The 25,706-nt window shown below is 63.4% G+C and carries 19 protein-coding genes; 10 read left to right on the plus strand and 9 right to left on the minus strand.

Translation table 11 applies throughout. From position 1 onward, the window contains the following. Positions 1 to 45 precede the first annotated feature (45 nt). From ACHWUQ_RS00400 to ACHWUQ_RS00415, 4 genes are all read right to left on the minus strand, one after another. Positions 46 to 312, minus strand: coding sequence for a metal/formaldehyde-sensitive transcriptional repressor (locus ACHWUQ_RS00400; protein WP_021026096.1), 267 nt, complete (start codon positions 310 to 312; stop codon positions 46 to 48). Positions 313 to 528: 216 nt separating this feature from the next. Then, entirely contained in the window at positions 529 to 2,004 is a 1,476-nt protein-coding gene (locus ACHWUQ_RS00405; RefSeq protein ID WP_394680026.1) for a glutamate synthase subunit beta, read from the minus strand. A 104-nt stretch (positions 2,005 to 2,108) separates the two neighbouring features. Further along, the gene (locus ACHWUQ_RS00410; protein WP_239810748.1) at positions 2,109 to 6,890 is read right to left on the minus strand and encodes a glutamate synthase-related protein; all 4,782 of its coding nucleotides are present in this window, start codon (positions 6,888 to 6,890) and stop codon (positions 2,109 to 2,111) included. A 178-nt stretch (positions 6,891 to 7,068) separates the two neighbouring features. Next, on the minus strand, positions 7,069 to 7,770 hold the full coding sequence (locus tag ACHWUQ_RS00415) for a transposase (protein WP_394680027.1): 702 nt from the start codon (positions 7,768 to 7,770) through the stop codon (positions 7,069 to 7,071). Positions 7,771 to 8,045: 275 nt separating this feature from the next. Here ACHWUQ_RS00415 and ACHWUQ_RS00420 point away from each other — a divergent pair, with 275 nt between their 5' ends. Then, complete coding sequence (locus ACHWUQ_RS00420; RefSeq protein WP_394680028.1) at positions 8,046 to 9,449, plus strand: hypothetical protein; 1,404 nt, start codon at positions 8,046 to 8,048, stop codon at positions 9,447 to 9,449. Between the two features lie 79 nt (positions 9,450 to 9,528). Here the strand turns inward: ACHWUQ_RS00420 and ACHWUQ_RS00425 are convergent, their stop codons facing one another. Together ACHWUQ_RS00425 and ACHWUQ_RS00430 are read right to left on the minus strand one after the other, a co-directional pair. Then, positions 9,529 to 11,631, minus strand: a complete 2,103-nt coding sequence (locus ACHWUQ_RS00425) for a TonB-dependent receptor (RefSeq protein WP_394680029.1) — start codon at positions 11,629 to 11,631, stop codon at positions 9,529 to 9,531. A gap of 389 nt (positions 11,632 to 12,020) precedes the next feature. Next, positions 12,021 to 12,842: an IclR family transcriptional regulator C-terminal domain-containing protein gene (locus ACHWUQ_RS00430; protein ID WP_394680030.1), complete on the minus strand. Its 822-nt coding sequence runs from the start codon at positions 12,840 to 12,842 to the stop codon at positions 12,021 to 12,023. A 470-nt stretch (positions 12,843 to 13,312) separates the two neighbouring features. Here ACHWUQ_RS00430 and ACHWUQ_RS00435 point away from each other — a divergent pair, with 470 nt between their 5' ends. From ACHWUQ_RS00435 to ACHWUQ_RS00475, 9 genes are all read left to right on the plus strand, one after another. Next, positions 13,313 to 14,014: a 3-oxoacid CoA-transferase subunit A gene (locus tag ACHWUQ_RS00435; RefSeq protein WP_133856897.1), complete on the plus strand. Its 702-nt coding sequence runs from the start codon at positions 13,313 to 13,315 to the stop codon at positions 14,012 to 14,014. 16 nt (positions 14,015 to 14,030) lie between these two features. Further along, complete coding sequence (locus ACHWUQ_RS00440) at positions 14,031 to 14,672, plus strand: 3-oxoacid CoA-transferase subunit B (RefSeq protein ID WP_239810742.1); 642 nt, start codon at positions 14,031 to 14,033, stop codon at positions 14,670 to 14,672. A gap of 37 nt (positions 14,673 to 14,709) precedes the next feature. Then, entirely contained in the window at positions 14,710 to 15,912 is a 1,203-nt protein-coding gene (gene pcaF / locus ACHWUQ_RS00445; RefSeq protein ID WP_394680031.1) for a 3-oxoadipyl-CoA thiolase, read from the plus strand. Positions 15,913 to 16,070: 158 nt separating this feature from the next. Continuing rightward, complete coding sequence (gene pcaD, locus ACHWUQ_RS00450) at positions 16,071 to 16,868, plus strand: 3-oxoadipate enol-lactonase (protein ID WP_133856900.1); 798 nt, start codon at positions 16,071 to 16,073, stop codon at positions 16,866 to 16,868. A gap of 81 nt (positions 16,869 to 16,949) precedes the next feature. Next, positions 16,950 to 18,008, plus strand: coding sequence for a cyclase family protein (locus ACHWUQ_RS00455; RefSeq protein WP_312452072.1), 1,059 nt, complete (start codon positions 16,950 to 16,952; stop codon positions 18,006 to 18,008). Between the two features lie 75 nt (positions 18,009 to 18,083). Continuing rightward, complete coding sequence (locus ACHWUQ_RS00460; protein ID WP_230770513.1) at positions 18,084 to 18,380, plus strand: YciI family protein; 297 nt, start codon at positions 18,084 to 18,086, stop codon at positions 18,378 to 18,380. A 20-nt stretch (positions 18,381 to 18,400) separates the two neighbouring features. Further along, on the plus strand, positions 18,401 to 19,150 hold the full coding sequence (locus tag ACHWUQ_RS00465; protein WP_239810738.1) for an SDR family oxidoreductase: 750 nt from the start codon (positions 18,401 to 18,403) through the stop codon (positions 19,148 to 19,150). Positions 19,151 to 19,217: 67 nt separating this feature from the next. Then, positions 19,218 to 20,552, plus strand: coding sequence for a short-chain fatty acid transporter (locus ACHWUQ_RS00470; RefSeq protein ID WP_394680032.1), 1,335 nt, complete (start codon positions 19,218 to 19,220; stop codon positions 20,550 to 20,552). Between the two features lie 252 nt (positions 20,553 to 20,804). Further along, a complete protein-coding gene (locus ACHWUQ_RS00475; RefSeq protein ID WP_369460412.1) occupies positions 20,805 to 21,803 on the plus strand; it encodes a Bug family tripartite tricarboxylate transporter substrate binding protein in 999 nt (332 codons plus the stop codon). Positions 21,804 to 21,884: 81 nt separating this feature from the next. On the opposite strand, the gene ACHWUQ_RS00480 is transcribed toward ACHWUQ_RS00475, so the two are convergent. From ACHWUQ_RS00480 to ACHWUQ_RS00490, 3 genes are all read right to left on the minus strand, one after another. After that, a complete protein-coding gene (locus ACHWUQ_RS00480; RefSeq protein ID WP_394680033.1) occupies positions 21,885 to 23,918 on the minus strand; it encodes a PhoX family protein in 2,034 nt (677 codons plus the stop codon). Positions 23,919 to 24,064: 146 nt separating this feature from the next. Beyond that, positions 24,065 to 24,958: a class I SAM-dependent methyltransferase gene (locus ACHWUQ_RS00485; RefSeq protein WP_394680034.1), complete on the minus strand. Its 894-nt coding sequence runs from the start codon at positions 24,956 to 24,958 to the stop codon at positions 24,065 to 24,067. A gap of 5 nt (positions 24,959 to 24,963) precedes the next feature. Next, a complete protein-coding gene (locus tag ACHWUQ_RS00490) occupies positions 24,964 to 25,593 on the minus strand; it encodes a DUF1415 domain-containing protein (RefSeq protein WP_394680035.1) in 630 nt (209 codons plus the stop codon). Positions 25,594 to 25,706: the final 113 nt, after the last annotated feature.

Genomic DNA, 25,706 nt, shown 5'->3' on the forward strand with positions numbered 1-25,706 from the left:
GTCAAAAACGGGGGAAAACAGTCAGGCGCGGTCACGACCACAGGCCTATTTGAGGTACGAACGCAGCAGCGACAGCATTTCGTCAATGTCCGCCTGAGATGGCGCCGGCTGCTTGGCCATGGTCTCGCGCATATGGCCATCGAGCAAGTCGGCCATCAGGCCGTGTACGGCCCCGCGCATGGCGGCGAGCTGCTGCAGGATGGGGGCGCAATCACTGCCCGCCTCCACCGCTCGCTCCAGGGCCTCCGCCTGGCCTTTGATGCGGCGCAGGCGGGTGATGGCGCGGTGCTTGTCTTCAGCGTTATGGGGCATGGCAGGCGGTGTTCGCAACGGCGCAAAAGCACGCCAAACTCAGGTACTGGGACAGAGTATAAATGCAATTTATAAAAATTACATATGAAAAATATATGAAAACCCCAGGTACCCCCTGGGGGTATACCGGATATCTAGGATGCACTCAGGCCGAGCAGGCACAAAAAAAGACCGCAGCCTCGGCTGCGGTCTTGGGTGGGTGAGTGGCTACCGGTTTTAGCGCGGCAGATCGCTCCAGCCCATCAGGTACTCGTCGACGGCGCGCGCGGCCTGGCGGCCTTCGCGGATGGCCCAGACCACCAGCGACTGGCCACGGCGCATGTCGCCAGCGGCAAACACCTTGTTCACATTGGTGGCGTAGCCGCCGGTGAAGTCGGTGGTCGCACGGGCGTTGCCACGGGCATCCTTGTCGACGCCAAAGGCTTCCAGCACCGGCGAGACGGGGTTCACAAAACCCATGGCCAGCAGCACCAGGTCGGCAGGCCATTCCTTTTCGGTGCCCTTGACTTCACTCAGCTTGCCGTCCTTGAACTCGACCTGCACGGTGGTCAGGCTCTTGACCTTGCCCTTGTCGCCGTTGAACGTCTTGGTCGAGATCGCGAACTCACGCACAGCGCCTTCTTCGTGGCTGGAGCTGGTGCGCAGCTTGATCGGCCAGTAAGGCCAGACCAGCGGCTTGTTTTCCTCTTCGGGCGGCATGGGCATCACCTCGAACTGGGTGACGCTTTTGGCGCCGTGGCGGTTGCTGGTGCCCACGCAGTCGCTGCCGGTGTCGCCACCGCCGATGACGATGACGTCCTTGCCATCCGCACGGATCTGGCCCTTGAGCTTGTCGCCGGCATTGATCTTGTTTTGCTGGGGCAGGAACTCCATCGCGTAGTGCACGCCGTCCAGGTCGCGGCCGGGCACCGGCAGATCGCGCGACTGCTCGGAGCCGCCGGTCAGCAGCACCGCGTCGAACTCGGACTTGAGCTGCTCGGGCGAGACGGTTTCCTTGGCCCAGTTGGTGACCTTGCTGTCCTTGCCCAGACCGTCCTTGCCAGCCACCAGCACGCCGGTGCGGATGGTCACGCCTTCGGCCTGCAGCTGAGCGGCACGGCGGTCGATGTGGACCTTGTCGAGCTTGAAGTCAGGGATGCCGTAGCGCAGCAGACCGCCGATGCGGTCGTTCTTTTCGAACAAGGTCACCGCATGGCCCGCACGGGCCAATTGCTGGGCTGCCGCCATGCCGGCAGGGCCGGAGCCAACCACTGCTACCTTCTTGCCCGTCTGGTGCTTGGGAGGACGCGCCTGCACCCAGCCCTCTTCCCAGGCACGGTCGATGATGGCATGTTCGATGGACTTGATACCCACCGGATCGCTGTTGATGTTCAGCACGCAGGCCGCTTCGCAAGGCGCGGGGCAGATGCGGCCGGTGAACTCGGGGAAGTTGTTGGTCGAATCCAGCACATGAAAGGCTGCCGCCCAATCGGCGCGGTACACCAGATCGTTGAAATCCGGAATGATGTTGTTGACCGGGCAACCGCTGTTGCAGAACGGCGTGCCGCAGTCCATGCAGCGGGCGCCTTGCTGCTTGGCCTGCTGCGAGTTCAGGCCAACAACAAATTCCTTGTAATGTTTGAGGCGGTCCTCAACGGGGGCATAGCCCTCGTCGATACGCGCATATTCCATAAAGCCTGTGACTTTTCCCATGATCGGATCTCTTGCTTGGCTGCTGCCCGCGCCGCGTTGGCGGGGACAGCAATCGTGGTCATTAATAAGGGTCGGGGTGCTTGGCGGCAGGGCCGCCAGCGGCCTCACTTCGCGGCGGCGTCCACGCTCTTCTTGGCCGAGGTCTTGGCCTTGGCGACTTGCGCCTTGGCTTCGGCGCGGGCGTGGATCTCACCCAGCGCGCGCTTGTACTCGGTCGGGAAGACCTTGACGAACTTGCTGCGCACCTCCGCCCAGTTGTCCAGCAGGTCACGGGCACGCTTGCTGCCCGTCCAGCGCAGGTGGTCGGCAAGCAGGCGCTTGAGCTGTGCTTCGTCCGTCTGGCCGTTGTGCCAGATGCCCTTGTCGATGCTGGCCTCTTGCTCGGACTGGCTCAGCACCTTGTCCAACGTGACCATCGTGGTGTTGCAGCGGCTGGCGAACTGGCCGTCCTCGTCATAGACGTAGGCCACACCGCCACTCATGCCGGCTGCAAAGTTGCGCCCGGTCTTGCCCAGCACCAGCACGGTACCGCCAGTCATGTATTCGCAACCATGGTCACCGGTGCCCTCGACCACCGCCGTGGCACCCGACAGGCGCACTGCAAAGCGCTCGCCGGCCACGCCGCTCAAGAAGGCCTCACCGGTGGTTGCGCCGTACATCACGGTGTTGCCCACAATGATGTTCTTGTGCGCTTCGCCACGGAAATCCAGGCTCGGGCGCACCACCACGCGGCCGCCGGACAGGCCCTTGCCGGTGTAGTCGTTCGCGTCACCGACCAGGTACAGGGTGATGCCGTTGCACAGGAAGGCGCCAAACGACTGGCCACCGGTGCCCTCGACACGGATGTGGATGGTGTCGTCAGGCAGGCCTTCGGGATGCACCTTGGTCACTGCGCCCGAGAGCATCGCGCCCACGGTACGGTTCACATTGCGCACGGTCTCCAGGATCTTGACCCTTTCGCCCTTGTCGATGGCGGGGCGCGACTTCTCGATCAGGATGTTGTCGAAAGCCTTTTCCAGACCATGGTCCTGGTTCTGCGTGTGGTACAGCGGCACATCGCCCGCCACTTCGGCACGCGCCAGCAGGCGGCCAAAGTCCAGGCCCTTGGCCTTCCAGTGGGTGATACCGGCCTTCATGTCCAGCAGGTCGGCACGGCCCACCAGGTCGTCGAACTTGGCAATACCCAGCTGGGCCATGATCTGGCGCGCTTCTTCGGCGATGAAGAAGAAGAAGTTCACCACATGCTCGGGCTTGCCGCTGAATTTCTTGCGCAGCTCGGGGTCTTGCGTGGCCACACCCACCGGACAGGTGTTGAGGTGGCACTTGCGCATCATGATGCAGCCCTCGACCACCAGCGGTGCGGTGGCAAAGCCGAACTCATCGGCACCCAACAGCGCACCGATCACCACGTCGCGGCCGGTCTTCATCTGGCCGTCTGCCTGCACACGGATACGGCTGCGCAGGCCGTTGAGCACTAGGGTCTGCTGGGTTTCGGCCAGGCCGATCTCCCATGGCGAGCCCGCATGCTTGATCGACGACCACGGCGATGCGCCCGTGCCGCCATCATGGCCGGCGATCACCACGTGGTCGGCCTTGCACTTGGCCACGCCGGCGGCAATCGTGCCGACACCGACTTCGGACACCAGCTTGACGCTGATCGACGAATGCGTGGCGACGTTCTTCAGGTCGTGGATCAGCTGGGCCAGGTCCTCGATCGAGTAGATGTCGTGGTGCGGCGGGGGCGAGATCAGGCCCACGCCGGGCACCGAGTAGCGCTGCTTGCCGATGTATTCGGTCACCTTGCCGCCTGGCAGCTGGCCGCCTTCACCGGGCTTGGCGCCCTGCGCCATCTTGATCTGGATCTGGTCCGCAGAGGCCAGGTACTCGGCCGTCACACCAAAGCGGCCCGATGCCACTTGCTTGATGCGCGAGCGCAGGCTGTCGCCGTCTTGCAGCACGTAGTCCGATTCGATCTGGTCCTTGCCGATGATCGACGCCAGCGACTCGCCCTGCTTGATCGGGATGCCCTTGAGCTCGTTGCGGTAACGGGCGGGGTCTTCACCGCCCTCGCCGGTGTTGCTCTTGCCGCCGATGCGGTTCATCGCCACGGCCAGGGTCACATGGGCTTCGGTGCTGATCGAGCCCAGCGACATGGCGCCGGTCGCAAAGCGCTTGACGATCTCGGCCGCCGATTCGACCTGCTCGACCGGGATGGCCTTGGCAGGATCGATCTTGAACTCGAACAGGCCGCGCAAGGTCATGTGGCGCTTGCTCTGGTCGTTGATCAGCTGCGCATATTCCTTGTAGGTGTTGAAGCTGTTGGCGCGGGTCGAGTGCTGCAGCTTGGCAATCGCATCAGGGCTCCACATGTGCTCTTCACCACGGGCACGCCAGGCGTATTCGCCACCGGTGTCCAGCATGGTGGCCAGCACCGGGTCGTTGCCAAAGGCAGCCTTGTGGCGGCGGATGGCTTCTTCGCCAATTTCGAACACGCCCAGGCCTTCAACACGGCTGGAGGTGCCGGTGAAGTACTTGTCGATGGTTTCGCTGTTGATGCCGACCGCTTCGAACAGCTGCGCACCGCAGTAGGACATGTAGGTGGACACACCCATCTTCGACATGATCTTGGACAGACCCTTGCCGATGGCCTTGATGTAGTTGTAGATCGCCTTGTCTGCCGACAGATCGCCGGGCAGGTGCTTGTGGATCGAGGTGATCGTCTCCAGCGCCAGGTAGGGGTGCACGGCTTCGGCACCGTAGCCGGCCAGCACGCCGAAGTGGTGCACTTCGCGGGCGGTGCCGGTCTCCACCACCAGACCGCAGGCCGTACGCAGGCCTTCGCGGATCAGATGCTGGTGGATGGCAGACAGCGCCAGCAGTGCCTGGATGGCCACGCGGTCCTTGCTGACGCCCTTGTCGCTGATGATCAGGATGTTGTTGCCGGTCTTGATCGCATCAACGGCTTGTGCACACAGCGACGCCAGGCGCGCTTCCACGCCTTCACTGCCCCATTCCAGCGGGTAGGTGATGTCGAGCACGGCCGAGCTGAACTTGCCAGCGGTGTGCGAGCGGATGTTGCGCAGCTTCACCATGTCGCTGAAGTCCAGCACCGGCTGGGTCACTTCTAGGCGCAGCGGCGGGTTGACCTGGTTGATATCCAGCAGGTTGGGCTTGGGGCCGATGAAGGACACCAGGCTCATCACAATCGCTTCACGGATCGGATCGATCGGCGGGTTGGTCACCTGCGCGAACATCTGGCGGAAGTAGTTGTACAGCGGCTTGTTCTTGTCGGACAGCACGGCCAGCGGGCTGTCATTGCCCATCGAGCCAATGCCCTCTTCGCCGTTCGCGGCCATCGGGCTCATCAGGAACTTGATGTCTTCCTGGGTGTAGCCAAAGGCCTGCTGCAGGTCCAGCAGCTCCGGGGACTTCTGCTCCTCGGCAATCGCACCGAACTCTTGCGAGGCCTTGGCCTGCTGGTCGATCTGCGACTCGCCGGCCACGGGCTTGACCACGTCATCCAGGCGGATGCGCAGGTCTTCAATCCAGCGCATGTAAGGCTTGGCATTGGTCAGCGAGGACTTGACTTCTTCGTCGTCGATCAGACGGCCCTGGTCCAGATCGATCAGGAACATCTTGCCGGGCTGCAGGCGCCACTTGCGCACGATCTTGTGCTCGGGCACGGGCAGCACGCCCGATTCGGAGCCCATGATGACGAAGTCATCGTCGGTCACGCAGTAACGGGCCGGACGCAGGCCATTGCGGTCCAGGGTAGCGCCGATCTGGCGGCCATCGGTGAACACGATCGACGCGGGGCCATCCCAGGGCTCGATCATCGCGGCATGGTATTCGTAGAAAGCGCGGCGGCGCGAATCCATCGTCGCGTGCTGCTCCCAAGGCTCGGGAATCATCATCATCACCGCCTGGGCCAGCGGGTAGCCCGCCATGGTCAGCAGCTCCAGGCAGTTGTCGAAAGTGGCCGTGTCGGACTGGTGCGCAAAGCTGATCGGGTAGAGCTTTTGCAGATCGTTGCCCAGAACGGGCGAGCTCATCACGCCTTCGCGGGCGCGCATCCAGTTGTAGTTGCCCTTGACGGTGTTGATTTCACCGTTGTGCGCCACATAGCGGTAAGGGTGGGCCAGTGGCCACTCGGGGAAGGTGTTGGTCGAGAAGCGCTGGTGCACCAAGCCCAGCGCGGAGACGCAGCGCTCATCTTCCAAATCTCGGAAGTAGGTACCTACTTGATCAGCCAGCAGCAGACCCTTGTAGATCACGGTGCGGCTGCTCATGCTGGGCACGTAGTACTCTTTGCTGTACTTGAGCTGCAGGTTCTGGATCGCCGCGCTGGCGGTCTTGCGGATCACATACAGCTTGCGCTCCAGCGCATCCTGCACGATCACATCGGCGCCACGGCCGATGAACACCTGGCGGATGACCGGCTCTTTCTCGCGCACCGTAGGCGACATCGGCATCTCGCGGTTGACCGGCACATCGCGCCAGCCCAGCAGCACCTGGCCTTCGGCCTTGATGGCGCGCTCCAGCTCTTCCTCGCAAGCCAGACGCGATGCATGTTCCTTGGGCAGGAACACCATGCCCACGCCGTATTCACCAAACGGCGGCAGCTTGACGCCCTGGGCGGCCATCTCGTCGCGGTAGAGCGCGTCAGGCAGCTGGATCAGGATACCGGCGCCATCACCCATCAGCTTGTCGGCACCCACCGCACCCCGGTGGTCCAGGTTCTCCAGAATCTTCAGAGCCTGGGTCACGATGGCATGGCTCTTCTGGCCCTTGATGTGGGCCACAAAACCGACGCCGCAGGCATCGTGTTCCAGAGTCGGGTCATACAGACCCTGAGCTTGCATCTGCTCGCGTGCGGTAGCCGACATGGCGCAATCCTTCAAATAATCTATCGCGGGAAGGTCAATGTAGAGCAGCTGCCCATACCCGAGCAAGTATTTTATTTAGGGTCAGATACCAATTATTTTCAAATGATTTTTCTCAACAATTAATTAGGGTCATATTAAAAATAGCCAAATAATCGTTGATATATATGGAATTTTTACTTCACTCGTCGGAAGGAGTGGCCAAACGGGGACGGCCCGCACTCTTTTTGTGCAGCCTGCGCACCGTTTTGGACTGCAGGGATTGCACAAAGTCTTCACTGCCCATCGCCCAGCCGCCCTGTACCGCAGCGGTCAGCGCACCTGACTCACGCTGCGACAGGCCATAAGCCAGCATCTGGGCATAGCGGGCCTCCCGCGCAAAGGGGGTGTTGCCCAAGGCCCAGAAGGCCGCCGGATCGCGCAACCACGCCATTGGTTTTGCACCTAAATGGTGCGCACAGCTGGACCAGGGGTAGTCTTCCGCCTTGGCGACGAGGCCTGCGCGCTGCGGATTGGAATCGATATAGATGATGCATTGCAGCAACGGCTCGGCCGGCTCGACCACCGTCGAGCGGTAGCGCCCTTCCCACAAAGTACCGCTGCGCCCGTGGCGGGCATTGAAATAGCGCACATAGGCCCGGCCCAGCGCCTGCATCAACAGCGGCAGGCCCTGCTCGGTCTGGGGTGTGATTAACAGATGGAAGTGGTTGGGCATCAGCACAAAGGCATGCACTGCCACCAGGTGGGTCTGCGCCAGCTGGCGCAGCAAATCGCTGAAGTGCTGGAAATCCTCATCATCGACAAAGACCGTCTGCCGGTTGTTGCCCCGGTGCAGCACATGGTGCGGCATGTCGGGAAGACTGAGTCGGGGAAGGCGGGCCATGGACGTAAGGGGCGAGGACAGCGGGTGGAGAGGCGGCACCATTATCAACGCTTCCCTGACAGCTAGCTTGCACGCCTCTTCGCTATGATCTAACAGGCAACTATGACAATAACCCGGGAGATTGAATCACTATGCGCTTATCTTCTTTGATCGTGGCAAGCCTTCTGGCCTGCAGCGCCAACAGCTGGGCCGCACGCAATTTCACACCCCAAGCGGGCACCTGGATCGTCAGCAGCGAGCTGGATGGCAAACCTGGCCGTGGCCTGGCCATCGATGTGCAAGGCAACACTTTTTTCATGCAGGTGTTTGGCTACGAGAAAAATGGCGATGCCACTTTCTACACGGCCACCGGGCAACTGGACGGCAACAGCGTCACTGCCCCACTCGTCCGCTATACCGGCGGGCGCAGCTTTGGCAGCGCAGCGCGGGATGCCGTAGAAGACAGCTCACCCGGTGATGTGACGGTGTCCTTCAGCAATGGTTTGAAGGGTACGGTGCAGTTTCCCGGCGAAGCACCCGCGGCGATAGAGCGCTTTGCGATCAAAGAATTCACGCCGAGCATCAGCAATCCTCTCGCACAGCTGGGCCAACGCGTGCTGCGTCTGATGATATTGGACAAGAATTTGCAGTTCAAGCAATACCGCAGCGCGACACTTCAGCGCAATAGCAAGGACCAGCTTGAGCTTGCTGAGTATGTGGACGGGAACGTACCCAGCTACATTTCGCCCTGTTCCGTGGATGCCGAGAAAGCGCAGATCCTGTGCAACTCTGCCACCAGCGGAAGCAATATCAAAAGCCTGCGCTTTCAAATCTCGGGGGGCCAGATTGCAGGCCATGCCACGATGAAAGAGGCACCTGGGCAGGTGCTCCCCTTAATCGGGCAGAGTGATTCTGCAATGAACTTCGCCAACCAGCAGCTACAGCAGCAAAACTATTGGTCCATCGCGCTTCCCGGCTCAACCGTGACCGGCATTCCAACACGGCACACACACCAACTGATGCCCATCAACGGCACCTGGATTGTGCAAGATGAGCTCACCGGCAAGCCCGGTCGCGGACTGGCGCTGGACGTGCAGAACTCCACCATGGTGCTGCAGGTCTTCAACTACGGCGCCAATGGCCAACCCACCTTCCATATGGGCAGCGGCACCTACGGCAGCACTGGCCCAGATACCCAGGCATCGCGGGCCGAATTTGCGCTGAACCAGTATGCGGGTGGACGCAGCCTGGGCGGTGCGGCCCAGTCAGCACACCAGATTGCGGAAGCGGGCCCAGTGCGTATCGATTTGGCAGTCAACCGCGAGCAGCCCACGCCCCACTTTTCACAGCGAGGTACCGTGACTTTCCCGGGAGAAGCGCCCAAGACCATCGTACGCATGCGACTGGACGATCCGGCTTCGCTGGCCGACAAGCTGTTTGGCGAATGGTACTCACTGCCCATGCAAACGCATCTGGTATTCAACAAAGAGAAGGATGGCGCGGTGCTGTCATCTGATGGCGCCATCCGTTGCGAACAGAAATACCCAGACAACCCTGACCGCATCACCTGCACCAAGACCGCTGGCGAGACCGTTGCCGGCACAGCTACTTTTGACTTGCCCCTTCTGAACCAGGGCAGCACCTGGATCCAGATCCGCGACCGCTTCGGCAACCTGCAAGGCCTGGGCAATATCGACTGAGCCTCTCACCGCAATACCAACTACGACAAAAGGCCATCCGCCCCTGGGCAGATGGCCTTTCTCTATCCCGCCTTGCAGCTTAGAAGCGGTAGCGCGCCACCAACTGCACCGAGCGCGGCGCGCCCGGCAGGTTCAGGTTGGGCGAGGAGCCGTGCCCGGCCACGATGTAGCGTTTGTCCAGGAGGTTGTTGAGCTTGAGCTGCAGGTCCACCTGGTTCAGGCGGTAGTAGGCCATGGCATCCAAGGTGGCGTAGCCCGGCAGTACGACGGTGTTGCCAGGGTTGGCAAAACGCGCGCCGACATAGCTGATGCCGCCCCCGGCGCCAAAGCCATGGCCCAGGGCCTTGGTCAACCAGACATTGGCACTGTGCTTGGGCGTCAAGGTGGCGCGCTTGCCCTCTACGGGCTGGCCGGCATCGACAGCGGGCGACGAGGTCATCTCGCTCAACAGGTAGGCATAGCCTGACCAGATCTGCCAGCCCTGCGACAGGTCGCCGGCAAAGCTCAGCTCCAGGCCCCGGGTGCGCTGCACGCCCAGCGGCACCAGGGTGTTGCTGACGGGGTCGACGCTCTTGATGTTGGTGCGTTCGATCTCGAACAGCGCCGCATTGGCGCTGGCCTTGCCGTCGAGCAGATCCCACTTCACACCGACCTCACGGCTGGTGGTTTTCTCAGGCGCCAGCTGGGCATTGTTGGCTGCCAGCGCAAAGGTCTCGCCCGAGGGCTGGAAAGACTTGCTGAGCGACACGTAGTACGACAGCGCATTGCTGGGCTGGTAGACCAGGCCGACGCGCGGGCTCCATGCCACATCGGTGCGGCCCAGGTTGACGCTGCCTGGCGTGTAGTTGTCGGTTTCCTGGCGGAAGCGGTCATAGCGCAAGCCAGCCAGCAGCTTCCATTCGGGGGCCAGGGTGACCATGTCCTGCACATAGGCGCTGGCCACGCTGAAGACGCTGTCGTTGTTGGCCGAAGGTGCAGCCGTCAGCACCGGCGAGACGACCGGCAGCACCGGGTTGAACAGCGACACCGTCCCCACATTGCTCTGGTTGATGCTCAGCAAGCCCTTGTTCTGGCGGCCCAGCTCCAGCCCGTACAGCAGCTGGTGCTGCATGCCCGCCAGCTCCAGCTTCTGCGTCAGCTCCAGCTGGTTGAAAAAGCCGTGCTCGTCGCGCTCCAGATGGCCACGGTTGAGGGTCGCCGTCTGCGCCTTCTCGTTGACCGCGCCGACCAGGGTGTTGCTGCGGTCCAGGCTGTAGTCGTAGTAGCGCAGCACATTGCGCAGGCTCAGGCTGTCGTTGAAGCGGTGGCTCAACGTAGCCGAGGCCGAGTACACCTCCGAGGTGCTCACATCGGTATCGCGTGCATTGGCCGCGCCATAGTAGGTGCGGGGCGGCACATTCACCGGGCGGCCCTGGAAGGCGGGAATACCAAAATCGGTGAGGCGGCTGTCCTGGAGGTAGTCGGCCTGCAGCAGCAGCTGCGTGTCCGCGCTGAACTTGAACTGCACCGAGCCGGCCAGCGCCTTGCGGTCCAGAAACTGCTGGTCGCGGTAGCTGTCGGCGCGCTCGATGGCGCCGGTCAGGCGGTAGGAGACGATGCTGTCCTGCGGCGCACGCGCCAGGTCAAACTCGCCCCGGCGCTGGTTCCAGCTGCCCAGGGTCAGGCCCACTTCGCTGCGGTCGATGCCGGGCTTCTTGGTGATGCGGTTGATCAGACCGCCCGAAGACCCCCGGCCGTACAGCACCGATGCCGGGCCCTTGAGCACTTCGACCTGCTCGACATTGGACAGGTCGCGGAAGTACAGCGCGTCATCGCGCACGCCATCGACGAACTGGTCCGCAATCGCCGTGAAGCCCCGGATCGTCACCTGGTCGCGCTGGCCATCGCCATGCGACAGGCCAATGCCGGGAACGGCCTTGAGCACGTCCTGCATCGACTGCACGGCCTGGTCGCGCATCAGCTGCTGGGGCACCACGTTGACGGTTTGCGGAATGTCGCGCAAAGGCGCTTCAATCTTCGTGGCGCTCTTGGCCGTGGGCGCTGCGTAGCCCACGTCCGCCGCAGTATCTGCCTGCACGCGCACTTCCTGCAAGGTCGTCTCGGCCGGCGCTTGCTGCGCCGCTGCATAGCCCGCGCACAGCAGCGCCACTGCTGCCACCACAGGTTGGGTTTTGAAAGCCATTCCAGTTCCTTTTAATGCCTTGGTATGTGTTCGGTCTGGCTATACCGGATGGGAAATCCGCACTCTGGTTGGCTACCACCGTGAAAAAGCTCGCACATCTTAAAGAGGAAAATGGTTCTCATTTACATATCTTTAAGAATGGGATACACAGAGGCGACAAAGCCACAGCAGGCGGTTTCTTAAGCCTTCTTCAGGTTTTCTTAAGAAATGGCTGAAACACAGTACGCAGGCAGGCTGCGCGCGATCGAAGCGCTGGAACGGCGCGGCGCAAAGCCATCGAATCCCGCCCTCAGGCGAGGGCTACCCGGACTGCAACAGGACGTACCCAAGCCGGCACCCGGCGGCGCCAGGGAAGCCATGAAATGGAAATGCCGAGCCGCGTCTGCGGCTTAACGTGGCGCCAGCTTGCCGCCGATACCCCGGCCCGCCTGGTAGCCCAACAGGCCCGAAACGCGCCCCGCCGCCTGCAACAGCTGGGGCAGCAGCTCGCCCTGCATGATCTCGGGCGTGGTGCGGTTCGCCTGGCCGCTGATATTCATGGCCGCCACCACCTGGCCGCTGGCATTGCGGATGGGGGCAGCGACCGAGGTGAGCCCCTCTTCGAGCTCCTGGTTGAGCAGGCACCAGCCCTGTGCACGCACCTGGGCCAGCTCGGCCAGCAGCTGGGCTTCGTCCTGGAGGGTGAAGCGGGTGAACATCGTGCGGTCACGGCCCTCGAGCAAGGGCTGCAGCTCCTGGGGCGGAAGCTCGGCCAGCAGCACCCGGCCCAGCGAAGTCCAGAAACTGGGCAGGCGCGAGCCCATGCCCAGGTTGGTGCTCATGATCTTGTGCGTGTGCACGCGCAAAACGTAGACGACATCCTGGCCATCGAGCACGGCGATGGAGCAAGACTCATGGGTCTGCTCGACCAGCGCATCCATCACCGGCTGGGCCAGATTCCAGACCGGCATCGATGACAGATAGGCAAAGCCCAGATCCAGGATGCGCGGCGTGAGCGCAAACAAACGGCCCTCCACCCGCACATAGCCCAGGGTCTGCAAGGTCAGCAGGATGCGGCGCGCGCCGGCACGCGTCATGCCGGTGGCCTCGGCCACTTCCGTCAAGGTCTGGCGCGGCGCGGCAGCGCCAAAGCTGCGGATGACCTCCAGCCCGCGCGCGAAGGACTGCACATAGCTGTCACTGGGGCGGAGGGTCGGGTCTTCTTCTTTCATAGGCCGCAATCGTGGTCGTTGGCGTGGAGCGGATCCCTGGCAATACAAAAGCAAATCGCAGGGACATCGGGTAGCGGATTATCCGGCAGTCTATAATTCTTTTAGCGAACTAATGTTCTATATACGAACATTTTTACCAAGAGCCTCTGGGAGGTTCTGCAAAACCCTCGCCAAGCGGGATGGACGCGGATCGGGATGAGATGCAAGGCGTCTTTTGCAGTCAATAGCCAGCTATTGACAAGAAAGACAACGCAGCAGATCGCCCGAGCCCGCCTGCAGACCACGGGAGGGAGTTGTGCAGAAACTCCCTAAGGGCCGCTGATCCTCGCTGATGCAGTGCCAGACCTTGCATAGACAGGCCGTGAAAGGCATTTGTCGCACGCGGTACAGGCGCTGCTACAGCGCAGCGCGACCATGCCGCAGCGGGATCAGCAGCCTGTTGCGACCCGTGTTCAGAACCAGGAGACAAGATGATCAACAAGATTTCGGACTCGATTGCCGAGTCCCTCAGCCGCGTCCAGGATGGCTCGACCGTGCTCATCGGCGGCTTTGGCACCGCCGGCATTCCAGCGGCCCTGATTGACGGCCTGATCGCACAGGGTGCGCGCGATCTCACGGTGGTCAACAACAACGCCGGCAATGGCGACACCGGCCTGGCTGCCCTGCTCAAGACCGGTGCTGTGCGCAAGATCATTTGCAGCTTCCCGCGCCAGGTCGACAGCTATGTGTTCGACGAGCTCTACCGCAGCGGCAAGATCGAACTCGAAGTGGTGCCCCAGGGCAACCTGGCCGAGCGCATGCGCGCTGCCGGTGCCGGCATCGGCGCCTTCTTCTGCCCCACCGCCTACGGCACCGAGCTGGCCGCCGGCAAGGAAACGCGCGAGATCAATGGCAAGCACTATGTGCTGGAGTACCCCATCTATGGCGATGTGGCGCTGATCAAGGCCGAGCAAGGCGACCGCTGGGGCAACCTCACCTACCGCAAATCGGCACGCAACTTTGGCCCGGTAATGGCCACCGCTGCGAAGTACACCATTGCCACCGTGCATGAGATCGTGGAGCTGGGCCAGCTCGACCCCGAAGCCGTGGTCACCCCTGGCATCTATGTCAACCAGGTCATCAAGATCGAGCGCGTTGCCACGCAAGCCGGTGGCTTCAAGAAAACAGCCTGAAGCAGGAGACAAGACCATGAGCAGCTACCAAAAACGCACGAAAGACGAACTGGCCGCCCGCGTGGCGCAGGACATCCATGACGGCGCCTACGTGAACCTGGGCATTGGCCAGCCGACGGCCGTGGCCAACCACATCCCCCAGGACCGCGAAGTGATCCTGCAGTCGGAAAACGGCATCCTGGGCATGGGCCCGGCGCCGGCCGCTGGTGAGGAAGACTATGACCTCACCAATGCCGGCAAGCAGCCCGTCACCTTGCTGGCAGGCGGCAGCTTCTTCCACCATGCCGACAGCTTTGCAATGATGCGCGGCGGTCACCTCGACATCTGCGTGCTCGGCGCATTCCAGGTGGCAGAGAACGGCGACCTGGCCAACTGGAGCACCGGCGAGGCCGGCGCCATTCCCGCCGTGGGCGGCGCGATGGACCTGGCCATCGGCGCCAAGCAGACCTGGGTGATGATGGACCTGCTGACCAAGAAGGGCGAGAGCAAGATCGTCAAGCAATGCAGCTACCCGCTGACCGGCATTGGCTGCGTCAAGCGCATCTACACCGATGTGGCCACCATCGAGGTCACCGACCAGGGCCTCAAGCTCATCGACACCGTTGACGGTCTGGACAAGGCCGAACTCGAAAAAATGATTGGCCTGCGCCTGCTGTAAGCGCAACGCCGATCGGTATTCATCCCAGGAGACCAACATGACCCATGCCTATATCTGCGACGCCGTGCGCACCCCCTTTGGCCGCTACGGCGGCGCGCTGGCCGGTGTGCGCACCGATGACCTGGGCGCCGTGCCCATCAAGGCGCTGATGGAGCGCAACCCCGGTGTGGACTGGACGGCCGTCACCGATGTGATCTACGGCTGTGCCAACCAGGCCGGCGAAGACAACCGCAATGTGGCCCGCATGTCCAGCCTGCTCGCGGGCCTGCCCATCGAGGTGCCTGGCGCCACGGTCAACCGCCTCTGCGGCTCGGGTCTGGATGCCGTGGGCTCCGCTGCCCGCGCCATCAAGTCGGGCGAAGCGCGCCTCATGATCGCCGGTGGTGTGGAATCGATGAGCCGCGCACCCTTTGTGATGCCCAAGGCCGAATCCGCCTTCAGCCGCAACAATGCCGTCTACGACACCACCATTGGCTGGCGCTTTGTCAACAAGCAGATGAAGGCGCTGTACGGCGTGGACTCCATGCCCGAGACGGCCGAGAACGTGGCCGACGACTTCAAGATCGAGCGTGACGCCCAGGACCGCATGGCCCTGGCCTCGCAGCAAAAGGCTGCAGCGGCCATCGCTGCCGGCCACCTGGCCCGCGAGATCGTGGCCGTGACCATTCCGCAGAAAAAGGGCGAGGCGCTGGTGATCAGCCAGGACGAGCACCCCCGCGCCACCACGATCGAAGCGCTGGCCAAGCTCAAGGGCGTGGTGCGCGAAGGCGGTACCGTGACGGCCGGCAATGCCTCGGGTGTGAACGACGGCGCCTGCGCCTTGCTGCTGGCCAATGAAGAAGCTGCCCAGCAATACGGCCTGACCCCGCGCGCCCGTGTGGTGGCCATGGCGACTGCCGGTGTGGCGCCGCGCATCATGGGCTTTGGCCCGGCACCTGCCGTGCGCAAGGTGCTGGCGCTGGCCGGCCTGACCTTGGCCGACATCGATGTCATCGAGCTGAACGAAGCCTTTGCCGCCCAAGGCCTGGCCGTGCTGCGCGACCTGGGCATTGCGGACGACGACCAGCGCGTCAACCAATGGGGCGGCGCGATTGCGCTGGGCCACCCGCTGGGCGCATCGGGTGCACGCCTCGCTACCACCGCTGTCAACCAGCTGCATGCACTGGGCGGCCGCTACGCGCTGTGCACCATGTGCATCGGCGTGGGCCAGGGCATTGCCGTGGTGCTCGAAAAAGTCTGACGTCCCACTGCGGCGGCAAGCGCGGGCCTGCAAGGGCCGCGCCTTGCCCCGCATCCCCCGACACCCTCCCCCCAAACACCAGCGCTGCTGCCTCGGCCACCTTGGCGCAGCCTTGCCCGCGCAGCGATGCAGGGGCACTTTTTGAAGGACAGAACGCCATGGCAACACAACAAATCACCACTGCGACCGGCATGTTCAACATCGATCTGCAAGGCCCCGAGGGCGCGCCGGTGCTGGTTTTCTCCAACTCGCTGGGCACCACCCTGGATATGTGGGACGCCCAGGCCCGCACTTTCAGCAGCCAGTACCGCGTGCTGCGCTACGACACCCGTGGCCACGGCGCCAGCGTCGTGAGCCCTGGCCCCTACCAGTTCGCCCAACTGGGCGGTGATGTGCTGGCCATTCTGGACAGCCTGGGCATCGACCAGGCCCATTTCTGCGGCATCTCGATGGGCGGCCTCACCGGACTGTGGCTGGGCGTGCATGCCGGCGCACGCATGCGCAGCATCACCGTGGCCAACAGCGCCGCCAAGATTGGCGCCGAAGCGGGCTGGCGTGACCGCGCGGCCCTGGTGCGTGCCAATGGCGCGGCAGCCATGCAGACCCTGGCCGATTCATCGCCCAGCCGCTGGTTCACTGAAGGCTTCATCGCCAGCCAGCCCCAGGTGGTGCAGACCGCCCAGGCCTGGATTGCCGGCATTGCCCCCGAAGGCTATGCCAGCTGCTGCGAGGCCCTGGCCGTGGAAGACCTGCGCGCCGATATCGCCCGCATCCAGACCCCCACCTTGCTGATTGGCGGCAGCGCCGACCCGGTGACCACGGTGGCCGATGCCGAAGCGATGCATGCCGCCATTGCCGGCTCGGAGCTGGCGACGGTGCCGGCCTCGCACCTGTCCAACCTCGAAGTGCCCCAGGCCTTTGACCTGGCACTGGGCAGCTTTTTGCAGAAACACTGAGGCAGCCGCCTTGAACCAGGCAGACGGGCACCAAGAACAACAACCGCCCGCTGCAGCCCTTCCTCAACCAAGGAGACAAGCATGTCCGATGCCAATCCACGCTGGAAGCAGCGCCCTGCAGGATCGACCTGGGGCGACTTCGGCCCCGATGACCAACTCGGCCGCCTCAACCTGCTGACGGCCGCCAAGGTGCGCCAGGGTGTTGCCGAGGTGCAGGAAGGCCTGCGCTTTTCGCTCAGCCTGCCGCTGGACTACCCCGGCGGCAGCGCGCTCAACCCGAACCGCAAGCCGCCCGTGCTGCGCCCCTTGCAGCGCAAAGGCCTGGTCAACTTCAACTGCCTGCTCGGCGATCTGGAGCCCGGCCGCACCGATGTGCTGTCCGACGACATGGCCGTGCTGTCGCTGCAGTACTCCACCCAGTGGGATGGCCTGGCCCATGCCGGCCAGCTGTTCGATGCCAATGGCGATGGTGTTCCCGAGCCGCTCTACTACAACGGTTTTGCCGCTGGCCGCGATGTGCTGGGGCCATTGCTGGTCAGCGACACCGGCATGCCCACGGCCGAGAGCAGCGGCAGCACCAGCTGCGCCAAGGCGCTGGGCATCGAGGGCATGGCGCAGAACGGCGTGCAAGGCCGGGGCGTGATGATGGACCTGCATGCGCACTACGGCGATGCCCGCAGCCTGATCGGCTACGACGAGTGGATGCGCGTGATCGAGGCCGACCGGCTGGAGATCGAGCCCGGCGACATGCTCTGCCTGCACACCGGCTTTGCCCAGGCCGTGCTGGCGATGCAGAAGAACCCCGACCCGGTGGTGCTGAACAACCGCTGCGCGGTGCTCAATGGCCGCGACGAGAAGCTGCTGCAGTGGATCAGCGACAGCCAGATCGCCGTGATTGCGGCCGACAACTATGCCGTCGAAGCGCACCCGGCGCAGCCCGGTGCCGATTGCTGCGCGGCGCTGCCGCTGCATGAACACTGCCTGTTCAAGCTGGGCCTACACCTGGGCGAGCTCTGGCATCTGACACCGCTGGCGCAGTGGCTGCGTGCCCATGGCCGCAGCCGCTTTCTGCTGACCGCCCCACCGCTGAACCTGCCCGGCGCCATTGCCTCGCCCGTGACCCCGATTGCCACGGTCTGAGACCGGCCTTCAGAGAACCGCTTTACCGCGGCAGCAGCCCCAGGCTCGCCTGCCGCACCCTACCCCGGAGCCACCATGCCCTACATCATTGAGACTTTCGACAAGCCCGAACACCAGGCCGTGCGCCAGGCCCACCGCCCGGCGCACCTGGACTTTCTGGCGCGCAACGCGGAGCTGCTGCTGGCCTGCGGCGCCAAGCTGCAGGACGACGGCAGCGACATGGGCGGTGGCCTCTATGTGGTGGACCTGGACACGCGCGAGGCGGCCCAGGCCTTTATCGAATCCGATCCCTTCTACCAGGCCGATCTGTTTGCCCAGGTGCGCATCACGCGCTGGCGCAAGGCCTATGTCGCCGGCCAGTGCTGCCTGTGACGCCTTTCTTGGAAACCGCTATGTCCACTCCATCGACTCCATCGACCTCTGCACGCCCCCGCGTGCTCATCACCGGCGGCGGCGCCGGCATTGGTGCAGCCGCTGCGCTGCGCTGCCATGCCGATGGCTATGACCCCGTCATCATCGACCGCCAGATCGACCAGGTGCCCGCCGGTTTTGTCGCGATCCAGGCCGACCTCAGCAGTGCCGAAGACACGGCCCGCGCGCTGAACGAAGCGCTCGCTGGCGGCCCCATCACCCGCCTGGTGAACAACGTCGGCATCGTGGTGCCCAACGACGCTGCCAGCCAGACGCTGGCCGAGTTCGACCTCGCCGTGTCGCTGAACCTGCGCTGCGCATTCCAGTGCATGCAGGCCTTGCTGCCCGGCATGCAAGCGGCGCAGTTTGGCCGCATCGTCAACATGTCCTCGCGCGCGGCGCTGGGCAAGGACTTGCGCACGGCTTACGCCGCCACCAAGGCCGGCCTGATCGGCATGACCCGTGTCTGGGCGCTGGAGCTGGGCCAATGGGGCATCACCGCCAATGCCATCGGCCCCGGCCCCATCCGCACCGAGCTGTTCGACAAGGCCAACCCACCGGGCGCCGAGCGCACGCAAAAGATCATCCAGTCCGTGCCCGTCAAGCGCGTGGGCACGCCCGACGACGTGGCCCATGCCGTGGCCTATATGCTCGACGAGCGCAGCGGTTTTGTCACCGGCCAGGCGCTCTATGTCTGTGGCGGCATGACCGTGGGCGTGGCACCGGTCTAGCCCTTTTTCGTGGGCCTGTCGGTTGCAGGCCCCGCTTTGCTCCTTCCATTGATAACAAGAGACATCGATGTCAAAAATCACCGCTTTCTTCACCGAGCTGATGCGCAAGTATCTGCCCGACCCCTTCGTGTTCGCGATCCTGCTGACCTTGCTGACCATGGTGCTGGCCTTTGCTGTGGAGAGCCGGCCCATCAACCTGGTGGTGCAGGACTGGGGCAAGGGCTTTTGGAGCCTGCTGGCCTTCACCACCCAGATGGCGGTGATTCTGGTGATGGGCTATGTGCTGGCGGCCGCACCGGTGGTGGACCGCTTCCTCAACCGCATTGCCGGTATGGTGCATACGCCGCGTGGCGCCATCATCATGGCCACCGTCGTGGGCTGCGTGGGCAGCTACCTGAACTGGGGTTTTGGTCTGGTGATCGGCGGCATCATGGCCAAGAAGCTGGCGCTGCGCGTCAAGGGCGTGCACTACCCGCTGATCATCGCCTCGGCCTACACCGGCTTCACGATGTACAGCCTGGGGCTGTCGGCCACCATTCCGGTGCTGATCTCCACCAAGGGCCACAGCTTTGAAAAGCAGATGGGCATCATCCCGCTGAGCGAAACCATTTTCTCTCCCCACATCCTGCTGACCGCGCTGGCCGTGCTGATCGTGCTGCCGCTGATCAATGCGGCGATGCATCCGAAAGCCGGTGAAAAAGTCACCGAGATCAGTGCCGAGCTGGCCAGCAACGAAGAGTCCAAGGGCCCATCGGCCGCGAACCTGCTGGGCGACGAAAAGACCTTTGCCGGCCGCCTGAACAACAGCCGCACCCTGAGCTGGCTGATCGGCCTGACCGGCATGGCTTTTGTGGCCATGCACTTCATGCAGAACGGCAGCCTCGATCTGAACATGATCAACTTCTTCATCCTGTTCCTGGGCATCTTGCTGCTGGGCACGCCGATGAAGTATGTGGAAAAGGTCAATGAGGGTGTCAAGACCATTGGCGGCATCATTCTGCAGTTCCCGTTCTACGCCGGCATCATGGCCATCATGCATGCCTCGGGCCTGGTCGAATCGATCGCCCATGTGTTCGTCAGCTTCTCGACCGCCTATACCCTGCCGCTGTGGGGCCTGGTGAGCTCCTTCTTCATCAACTTCTTTGCGCCTTCGGGCGGCGGCCACTGGGTGCTGCAAGGCCCGTTCATGATCGAAGCGGCCAAGACCCTGGGCGCATCGCAGGCCCACACCGCCATGTCGGTGATGCTGGGCAATGGCTGGAATGACCTGGTGCAGCCTTTCTGGATCCTGCCTGCGCTGGCGCTGTCCAAGCTCAAGCTCAAGGACATCATGGGCTACACCGTGGTCTCGATGTTCGTTGTGGGGGCCATCTATATCGGCTCCTCCCTCTTCTGGCCATAAACGCCGCTAACCCAACCCTTGATACGTCGTTGCCTGGCCGGCCGCACCAAGCCTTGTCTTACGCCTGTAATGCCTGCGGCTTGACGCCTCGTCGGGGGCGCCAAGCCTCAATCGCAAACCTGCGGTTTGCTGGGCCGTGTTAGCGGCTCAGAACAACACGCCAGACCTTCCCTTCCTCCGGCTGTCACGCGAGACCCAACAAGCACTGACAAAACAAGTGGCAGCCTTTTTCACTTTGCTTTGGAGATACCCATGAACACCACCCGTTTCAACGCCCGCCGCACCGTGCTGCAAGCCATCGCCGCTGCCAGCCTGGGCGCCGCCCTGGTGCCTGCCGCTTTTGCGGCCGAGGCCTTCCCGAACAAGCCCATCACGATGGTCGTGCCTTTCGTGGCTGGTGGCACCACCGACATCCTGGCCCGCATCGTCGGCCAGTCGCTGGGCGAGGAGCTGGGCCAGCCGGTGATCATCGACAACCGCGCCGGTGCCGGTGGCAATATCGGCGGCCAGTTCGCCGCACGTGCGCCGGCCGACGGCTACACCATCTTCATGGGCACCGTGGGCACCCACGCGATCAATGAATGGCTCTACAAGAAGATGCCCTTCAGCCCCAACAAGGACTTTGCACCGCTGACCCGCGTGGCCAATGTGCCCAACCTGCTGGTGGCCAACCCGGCGCAGCCTTTCAAGAACGTCAAGGAACTGATCAGCTACGCCCAGGCCCATCCCGGCCAGGTGAACTTTGGCTCCTCGGGCAGCGGCAGCTCCATCCACCTGTCGGGTGAGCTGTTCAAGATGATGGCCAAGGTCGACATGATCCACATCCCCTACAAGGGCAGCGCACCGGCCGTGACCGACCTGCTGGGCAACCAGATTGCGATCATGTTCGACAACATGCCCTCTGCGATCCAGCATGTGCGCTCGGGCAAGCTGCGCCCGCTGGCGGTGACCACCGCCAAGCGCTCGCCCGAGCTGCCCGATGTGCCAACCGTTGCCGAAGCAGGCGTGCCCGGCTACGAAGCCACCTCCTGGTTTGGCCTGTTCGCCCCCACGAAGACGCCTGCCGATGTGCAGGCCAAGTTGCATGCTGCGATCATCAAGGTGTTGCAAAAGCCTGACGTGATCAAAAAGATCGGCGACCAGGGCGGCGAAGTGGTGACCGAGTCCCAGGCGGAGTTTGGCAAGTTCATCGCCGCTGAAAACGAGAAGTGGAAGCAAGTGGTGAAAACCTCGGGCGCGACCGCAGGCTAATCCGTCCAAGCGCACAGAGCAAAGCCGCCGATCCTGGAAGTCCAGGACCGGCGGCTTTTTCTATGCAGCGCAGCTAGAGGATCAGACGCCGATCGGGCCGCCGTCCGCTTTCTGGATCACCACCGTCGACGAGCGTGGGCGCACCTTGCCATCGGGCGCGCGGGTGGCGTCGGCCGTGCCATAGGCAGGCCAGTTCACCGGGTGCTGGATGTTGAGGAAGATGCTGGTGTGGTCCGGGGTATAGGCGAAGCCGGTGATCTCGGCCTCGTTCGGGCCGACAAAGAAGCGGCGCAGCTCGGCCTGGTTGGCGGCGTTGATGACCGGGCCCGTGCCCTTGGCATCCTTCAGCGCACCGGGCACGACGGCCAGCATCTGGTCGTTCGTGGCCTTGGCGACGGCGTTGTTGCGGCCACCGTCGATGCCGTTGTCGGTCTGGATCCACAGAATGCCACGGTCATCAAACGCAATGCCATCGGGGCTGGCGAGCTGGTTGAGCTCGGTGAGGCCCGAGCGGTTGGTGTCGGCGTTGGAGGCGGCGTCCGAGCCAAAGACAAAGATGTCCCAGCGGAAGGTGTTGGCACCGGCATCGTCGTGCCAGCGCACGATGTGGCCGTTGACATTGTTCAGGCGCGGGTTGGCGGGGTTGGTGCCGCGTTCGGCATTGCGGCTGGTGTTGTTGGTCAAGGTCAGGTAGACATCGCCATTGCTGGGGTGCACGGCGGTCCACTCGGGGCGGTCCATCGGCGTGGCGCCCACAAAATCTGCCGCACCGCGCGTATTGATCAGGATGGCATCGATAGTGCCGAAGGCCTCGCCGAGGCTGCGGCCGTCCTTGCCCTTGGTGGCGGGGGTCAGCGCCAGCCACTCGCCCTTGCCGTCGGCATCGAAGCGCGCGACGTACAGGGTGCCCTTGTCCAGGTACTTGTGTCCCACGGCAATGCGGTCGCTGCGCGCACCATCCTTGGGGTCCCACAGCGCTTCGGACACAAAGCGGTAGATGTACTCAAAGCGCGAATCATCGCCGCTGTAGAAGGCCAGCGGCTTGCCCGCCACCGGGATGCCGTAGGCCGCGCCTTCGTGCGCAAAGCGGCCCATCGCCGTGCGCTTGGTGGCCGTGCTGCCAGGGTCATACGGATCGATCTCGACCAGGTAGCCAAAACCGTTGACCTCGTTGCGCCAGTCCTGCAGGCCATCAGCGCCGCTGGCGGTGATGTTGAAGCGGGCAAATTCGCCTTGCTGCTCGGTCGCATCGCCCGCAGCCGTCTCCCACTGGTAGCGGCCGGCCTTGGTCTGCACGCCGACACGCTTTTGGGCGGCAGTCACCTCACCGGTGTTGACAAAGCAGGCGGCCCAGTTTTCTTCGGCAGTGATGTAGGTGCCCCACGGGGTGGTGCCGTTGCCGCAGTTGTTGTTGGTGCCGCGCACCTGGGTGCCGGCCGTGGAGAACGGCGTCTTGACCCAGTCCGTGCCCGCCACAGGGCCCGACAGGTTCATCGGCGTGGCCGAGGTGAAGCGGCGGTTGTAGCGCGAGTTCTTGATGATCTCCCACTGGCTGCCCTGCTTGCGCACATGCATGACGGCCACGCCATGGGCATTGACCTCTTTGCGCACCTCTTCTGCCGGGCGCTTGCCGTCCACCGAGGTGGGGCCGTTCGGGTGCAAGGCTTTCTCGTCGATGTATTCGTGATTGACCACCAGCAGGCCTTCGCTGGAACTGCCGGCGAGCGGGAAGTAATGCATGCCGTCATGGTGCATGCCGGTGGAGTGCAACAGGTCCTGCGAGCTGTTGCGGCCTTCATTGCTCCAGGGCGCTGCCTGGTCGTTGAGCGGCGTGCCCCAGGCTCCGATGACCGAGGCCACATAGCCGGCGGGCACCACGCAGGCATCCGTCATCGAGTTGGGCAGCGACGCAAAACCCAGCTTGACGCCCTGGTCGTCATCGCCATCGCTGCCGCCCCCGCAGGCGGAGATGCTGGCCCCGGCAAACAGCGCCAGCGCCGAGCCCAGGCTGCCGCGCATCACCAGGCGACGCGACATATGCGTCTCCAGGATGGTGCTGAATGGGGTGTTGCCTTCCGTGTTGCGGACGACTTTGTCGGAAATGGATTTGCTCATCGCTTCGACTCTCCTGATTGTGGGACCACCGTTGGGAAGGGCCCAGTCTAGGAAGCGGAAATGACGGCTCCATGAATATCCGATGACGTCACCGCATCGTCACGAATGCGATACCTTGGTGCGCTATAGGCGCATGCAAGGCCTTCTCAGGCAGCGACTGGTTCCAAGCGGTAGCGGTGCTGCAGCGACTGCTCCAGACCGAACTCCGCCAACAGTTGCTGCAGCCGCTCGGCCGCCGCACGCTTTTTGTGGCCGGTGTACCTGGCGAGGATCAGCTCGTTCTTCATGCTGTGTTCCCAGCCAACCAGTTCGGTCACGGTGACCTGGTAGCCCTGGCTTTCCAGGTAAAGGCAGCGCAGCACATTGGTGATCTGGCTGCCCATCTCACGGGTGTGGATGGGGTGGCGCCACAGCTCTGCCAAGGGAGTGCGCGCAAGGTTCATGGCCTTGTTCTGGCGCAGGCATGCCGCCACTTCGGCCTGGCAGCAAGGCACCAGCACCATCGCACGGGCCCGCTTTTCCAGACCAAAGGCGATGGCGTCATCGGTGGCGGTATCGCAGGCATGCAGCGCCGTGACCACATCAAAGCGCTCGGGCACCGCATCGGTCCGGGTGGAATCGGCGACCGACATGTTCAGGAACGACATGCGCTCAAAACCCAGATCAGCCGCCAGCTGCTGCGAGGCCTCGACCAGCGGCGCACGGGTCTCGATGCCGTAGATATGGCCACGGCCCAGGTTCTTGAAGAACAGGTCGTAGAGGATGAAGCCCAGGTAGGACTTGCCGGCGCCATGGTCGGCCAGGCTGACCGGGTGATCCTGCGCCGACAGCTCGGTCAGCAACGGCTCGATGAACTGGTAGAGGTGGTAGACCTGCTTGAGCTTGCGGCGCGAATCCTGGTTCAGCTTGCCATCGCGCGTGAGGATGTGCAGCGCCTTGAGCAGCTCGATCGACTGTCCGGGCTTGAGCTCCAGCTGCTGGGCAACATCGGGGGCGGCGGGCTTGGTAGTGCTACGGCCTGCGGCGCGCGGTGCTTTCATCGTTTTCATTCCTTGGTCTTGCCGCTGGCAGCATCCTGGTGCGGGAAGGGGCAGCGCGGGCCCACGCCCAGGTCCAGCCAGCCTTCCAGGCCCAGCGCATCGAGCGTCTCCATGTTCTTTTCGTAAATCGCATCCGCCTCGGGGAAGGCTTCGACCGCCTTGTCAACGCTCTCTTCGCGCAGCAGGTGCAAGATGGGGTATGGCGAGCGATTCGTGCAGTTGGTCACGTCATCGACCGTCGTGCCCTCGAACTGGAACAAGGGGTGAAAAGAGGCCACCTGCAGGATGCCGCCCAGATCCAGCTCTTCGATCATGTCGTCGGCGATCTCGAGGAAATCATTGAAATCCAGAAAATCATGCAGCGCATAAGGGAGGATCAGCAAGGTGGTATCGCGCTTGTCCGGATTGGCTTCGGCCAGCGCTTCGAGCTCGCGGTGCAAGTCGTGTGCCACCGCTTCGGCATCCTGCGCATCGCTCACCACATAGTGGATCTGGTCCTTGACATGCACACCCTTGGCAAACGGGCACAGGTTCAGACCGATGACGGCTTTTTCCAGCCAGTTCACGGTGTCGGCCATCACCACCTGGTGCAAGGCCTCATCTGCAGGCGCAGGTGCAGCACGGGTATCGGTCATCGTGGGGCTTTCTGGTGGAGTTATAGGTGGCCAGCGGGGGCTGTCTGCGGGCCTTCACCCAGCAGAGGGGTGGGCGCTGGGCGCCATGGCGGCGCGGGGCCGAGGGCGGGCAG

Source organism: uncultured Comamonas sp., assembly GCF_964277875.1.
GTDB classification, from domain to species: Bacteria; Pseudomonadota; Gammaproteobacteria; order Burkholderiales; family Burkholderiaceae_C; genus Comamonas; species Comamonas sediminis.

Bases quoted from the DNA above. Each gene is read 5' to 3' on its own strand.
- pcaF (WP_394680031.1), top strand. From the start codon at position 14,710: ATGACCCATGCCTATATCTGCGACGCCGTGCGCACCCCCTTTGGCCGC.
- ACHWUQ_RS00460 (WP_230770513.1), top strand. From the start codon at position 18,084: ATGCCCTACATCATTGAGACTTTCGACAAGCCCGAACACCAGGCCGTG.
- ACHWUQ_RS00435 (WP_133856897.1), top strand. From the start codon at position 13,313: ATGATCAACAAGATTTCGGACTCGATTGCCGAGTCCCTCAGCCGCGTC.
- ACHWUQ_RS00465 (WP_239810738.1), top strand. From the start codon at position 18,401: ATGTCCACTCCATCGACTCCATCGACCTCTGCACGCCCCCGCGTGCTC.
- ACHWUQ_RS00485 (WP_394680034.1), bottom strand. From the start codon at position 24,958: ATGAAAGCACCGCGCGCCGCAGGCCGTAGCACTACCAAGCCCGCCGCC.
- ACHWUQ_RS00400 (WP_021026096.1), bottom strand. From the start codon at position 312: ATGCCCCATAACGCTGAAGACAAGCACCGCGCCATCACCCGCCTGCGC.
- ACHWUQ_RS00470 (WP_394680032.1), top strand. From the start codon at position 19,218: ATGTCAAAAATCACCGCTTTCTTCACCGAGCTGATGCGCAAGTATCTG.
- ACHWUQ_RS00430 (WP_394680030.1), bottom strand. From the start codon at position 12,842: ATGAAAGAAGAAGACCCGACCCTCCGCCCCAGTGACAGCTATGTGCAG.
- ACHWUQ_RS00490 (WP_394680035.1), bottom strand. From the start codon at position 25,593: ATGACCGATACCCGTGCTGCACCTGCGCCTGCAGATGAGGCCTTGCAC.
- ACHWUQ_RS00480 (WP_394680033.1), bottom strand. From the start codon at position 23,918: ATGAGCAAATCCATTTCCGACAAAGTCGTCCGCAACACGGAAGGCAAC.
- ACHWUQ_RS00405 (WP_394680026.1), bottom strand. From the start codon at position 2,004: ATGGGAAAAGTCACAGGCTTTATGGAATATGCGCGTATCGACGAGGGC.
- pcaD (WP_133856900.1), top strand. From the start codon at position 16,071: ATGGCAACACAACAAATCACCACTGCGACCGGCATGTTCAACATCGAT.
- ACHWUQ_RS00455 (WP_312452072.1), top strand. From the start codon at position 16,950: ATGTCCGATGCCAATCCACGCTGGAAGCAGCGCCCTGCAGGATCGACC.
- ACHWUQ_RS00410 (WP_239810748.1), bottom strand. From the start codon at position 6,890: ATGTCGGCTACCGCACGCGAGCAGATGCAAGCTCAGGGTCTGTATGAC.
- ACHWUQ_RS00475 (WP_369460412.1), top strand. From the start codon at position 20,805: ATGAACACCACCCGTTTCAACGCCCGCCGCACCGTGCTGCAAGCCATC.
- ACHWUQ_RS00415 (WP_394680027.1), bottom strand. From the start codon at position 7,770: ATGGCCCGCCTTCCCCGACTCAGTCTTCCCGACATGCCGCACCATGTG.
- ACHWUQ_RS00440 (WP_239810742.1), top strand. From the start codon at position 14,031: ATGAGCAGCTACCAAAAACGCACGAAAGACGAACTGGCCGCCCGCGTG.
- ACHWUQ_RS00425 (WP_394680029.1), bottom strand. From the start codon at position 11,631: ATGGCTTTCAAAACCCAACCTGTGGTGGCAGCAGTGGCGCTGCTGTGC.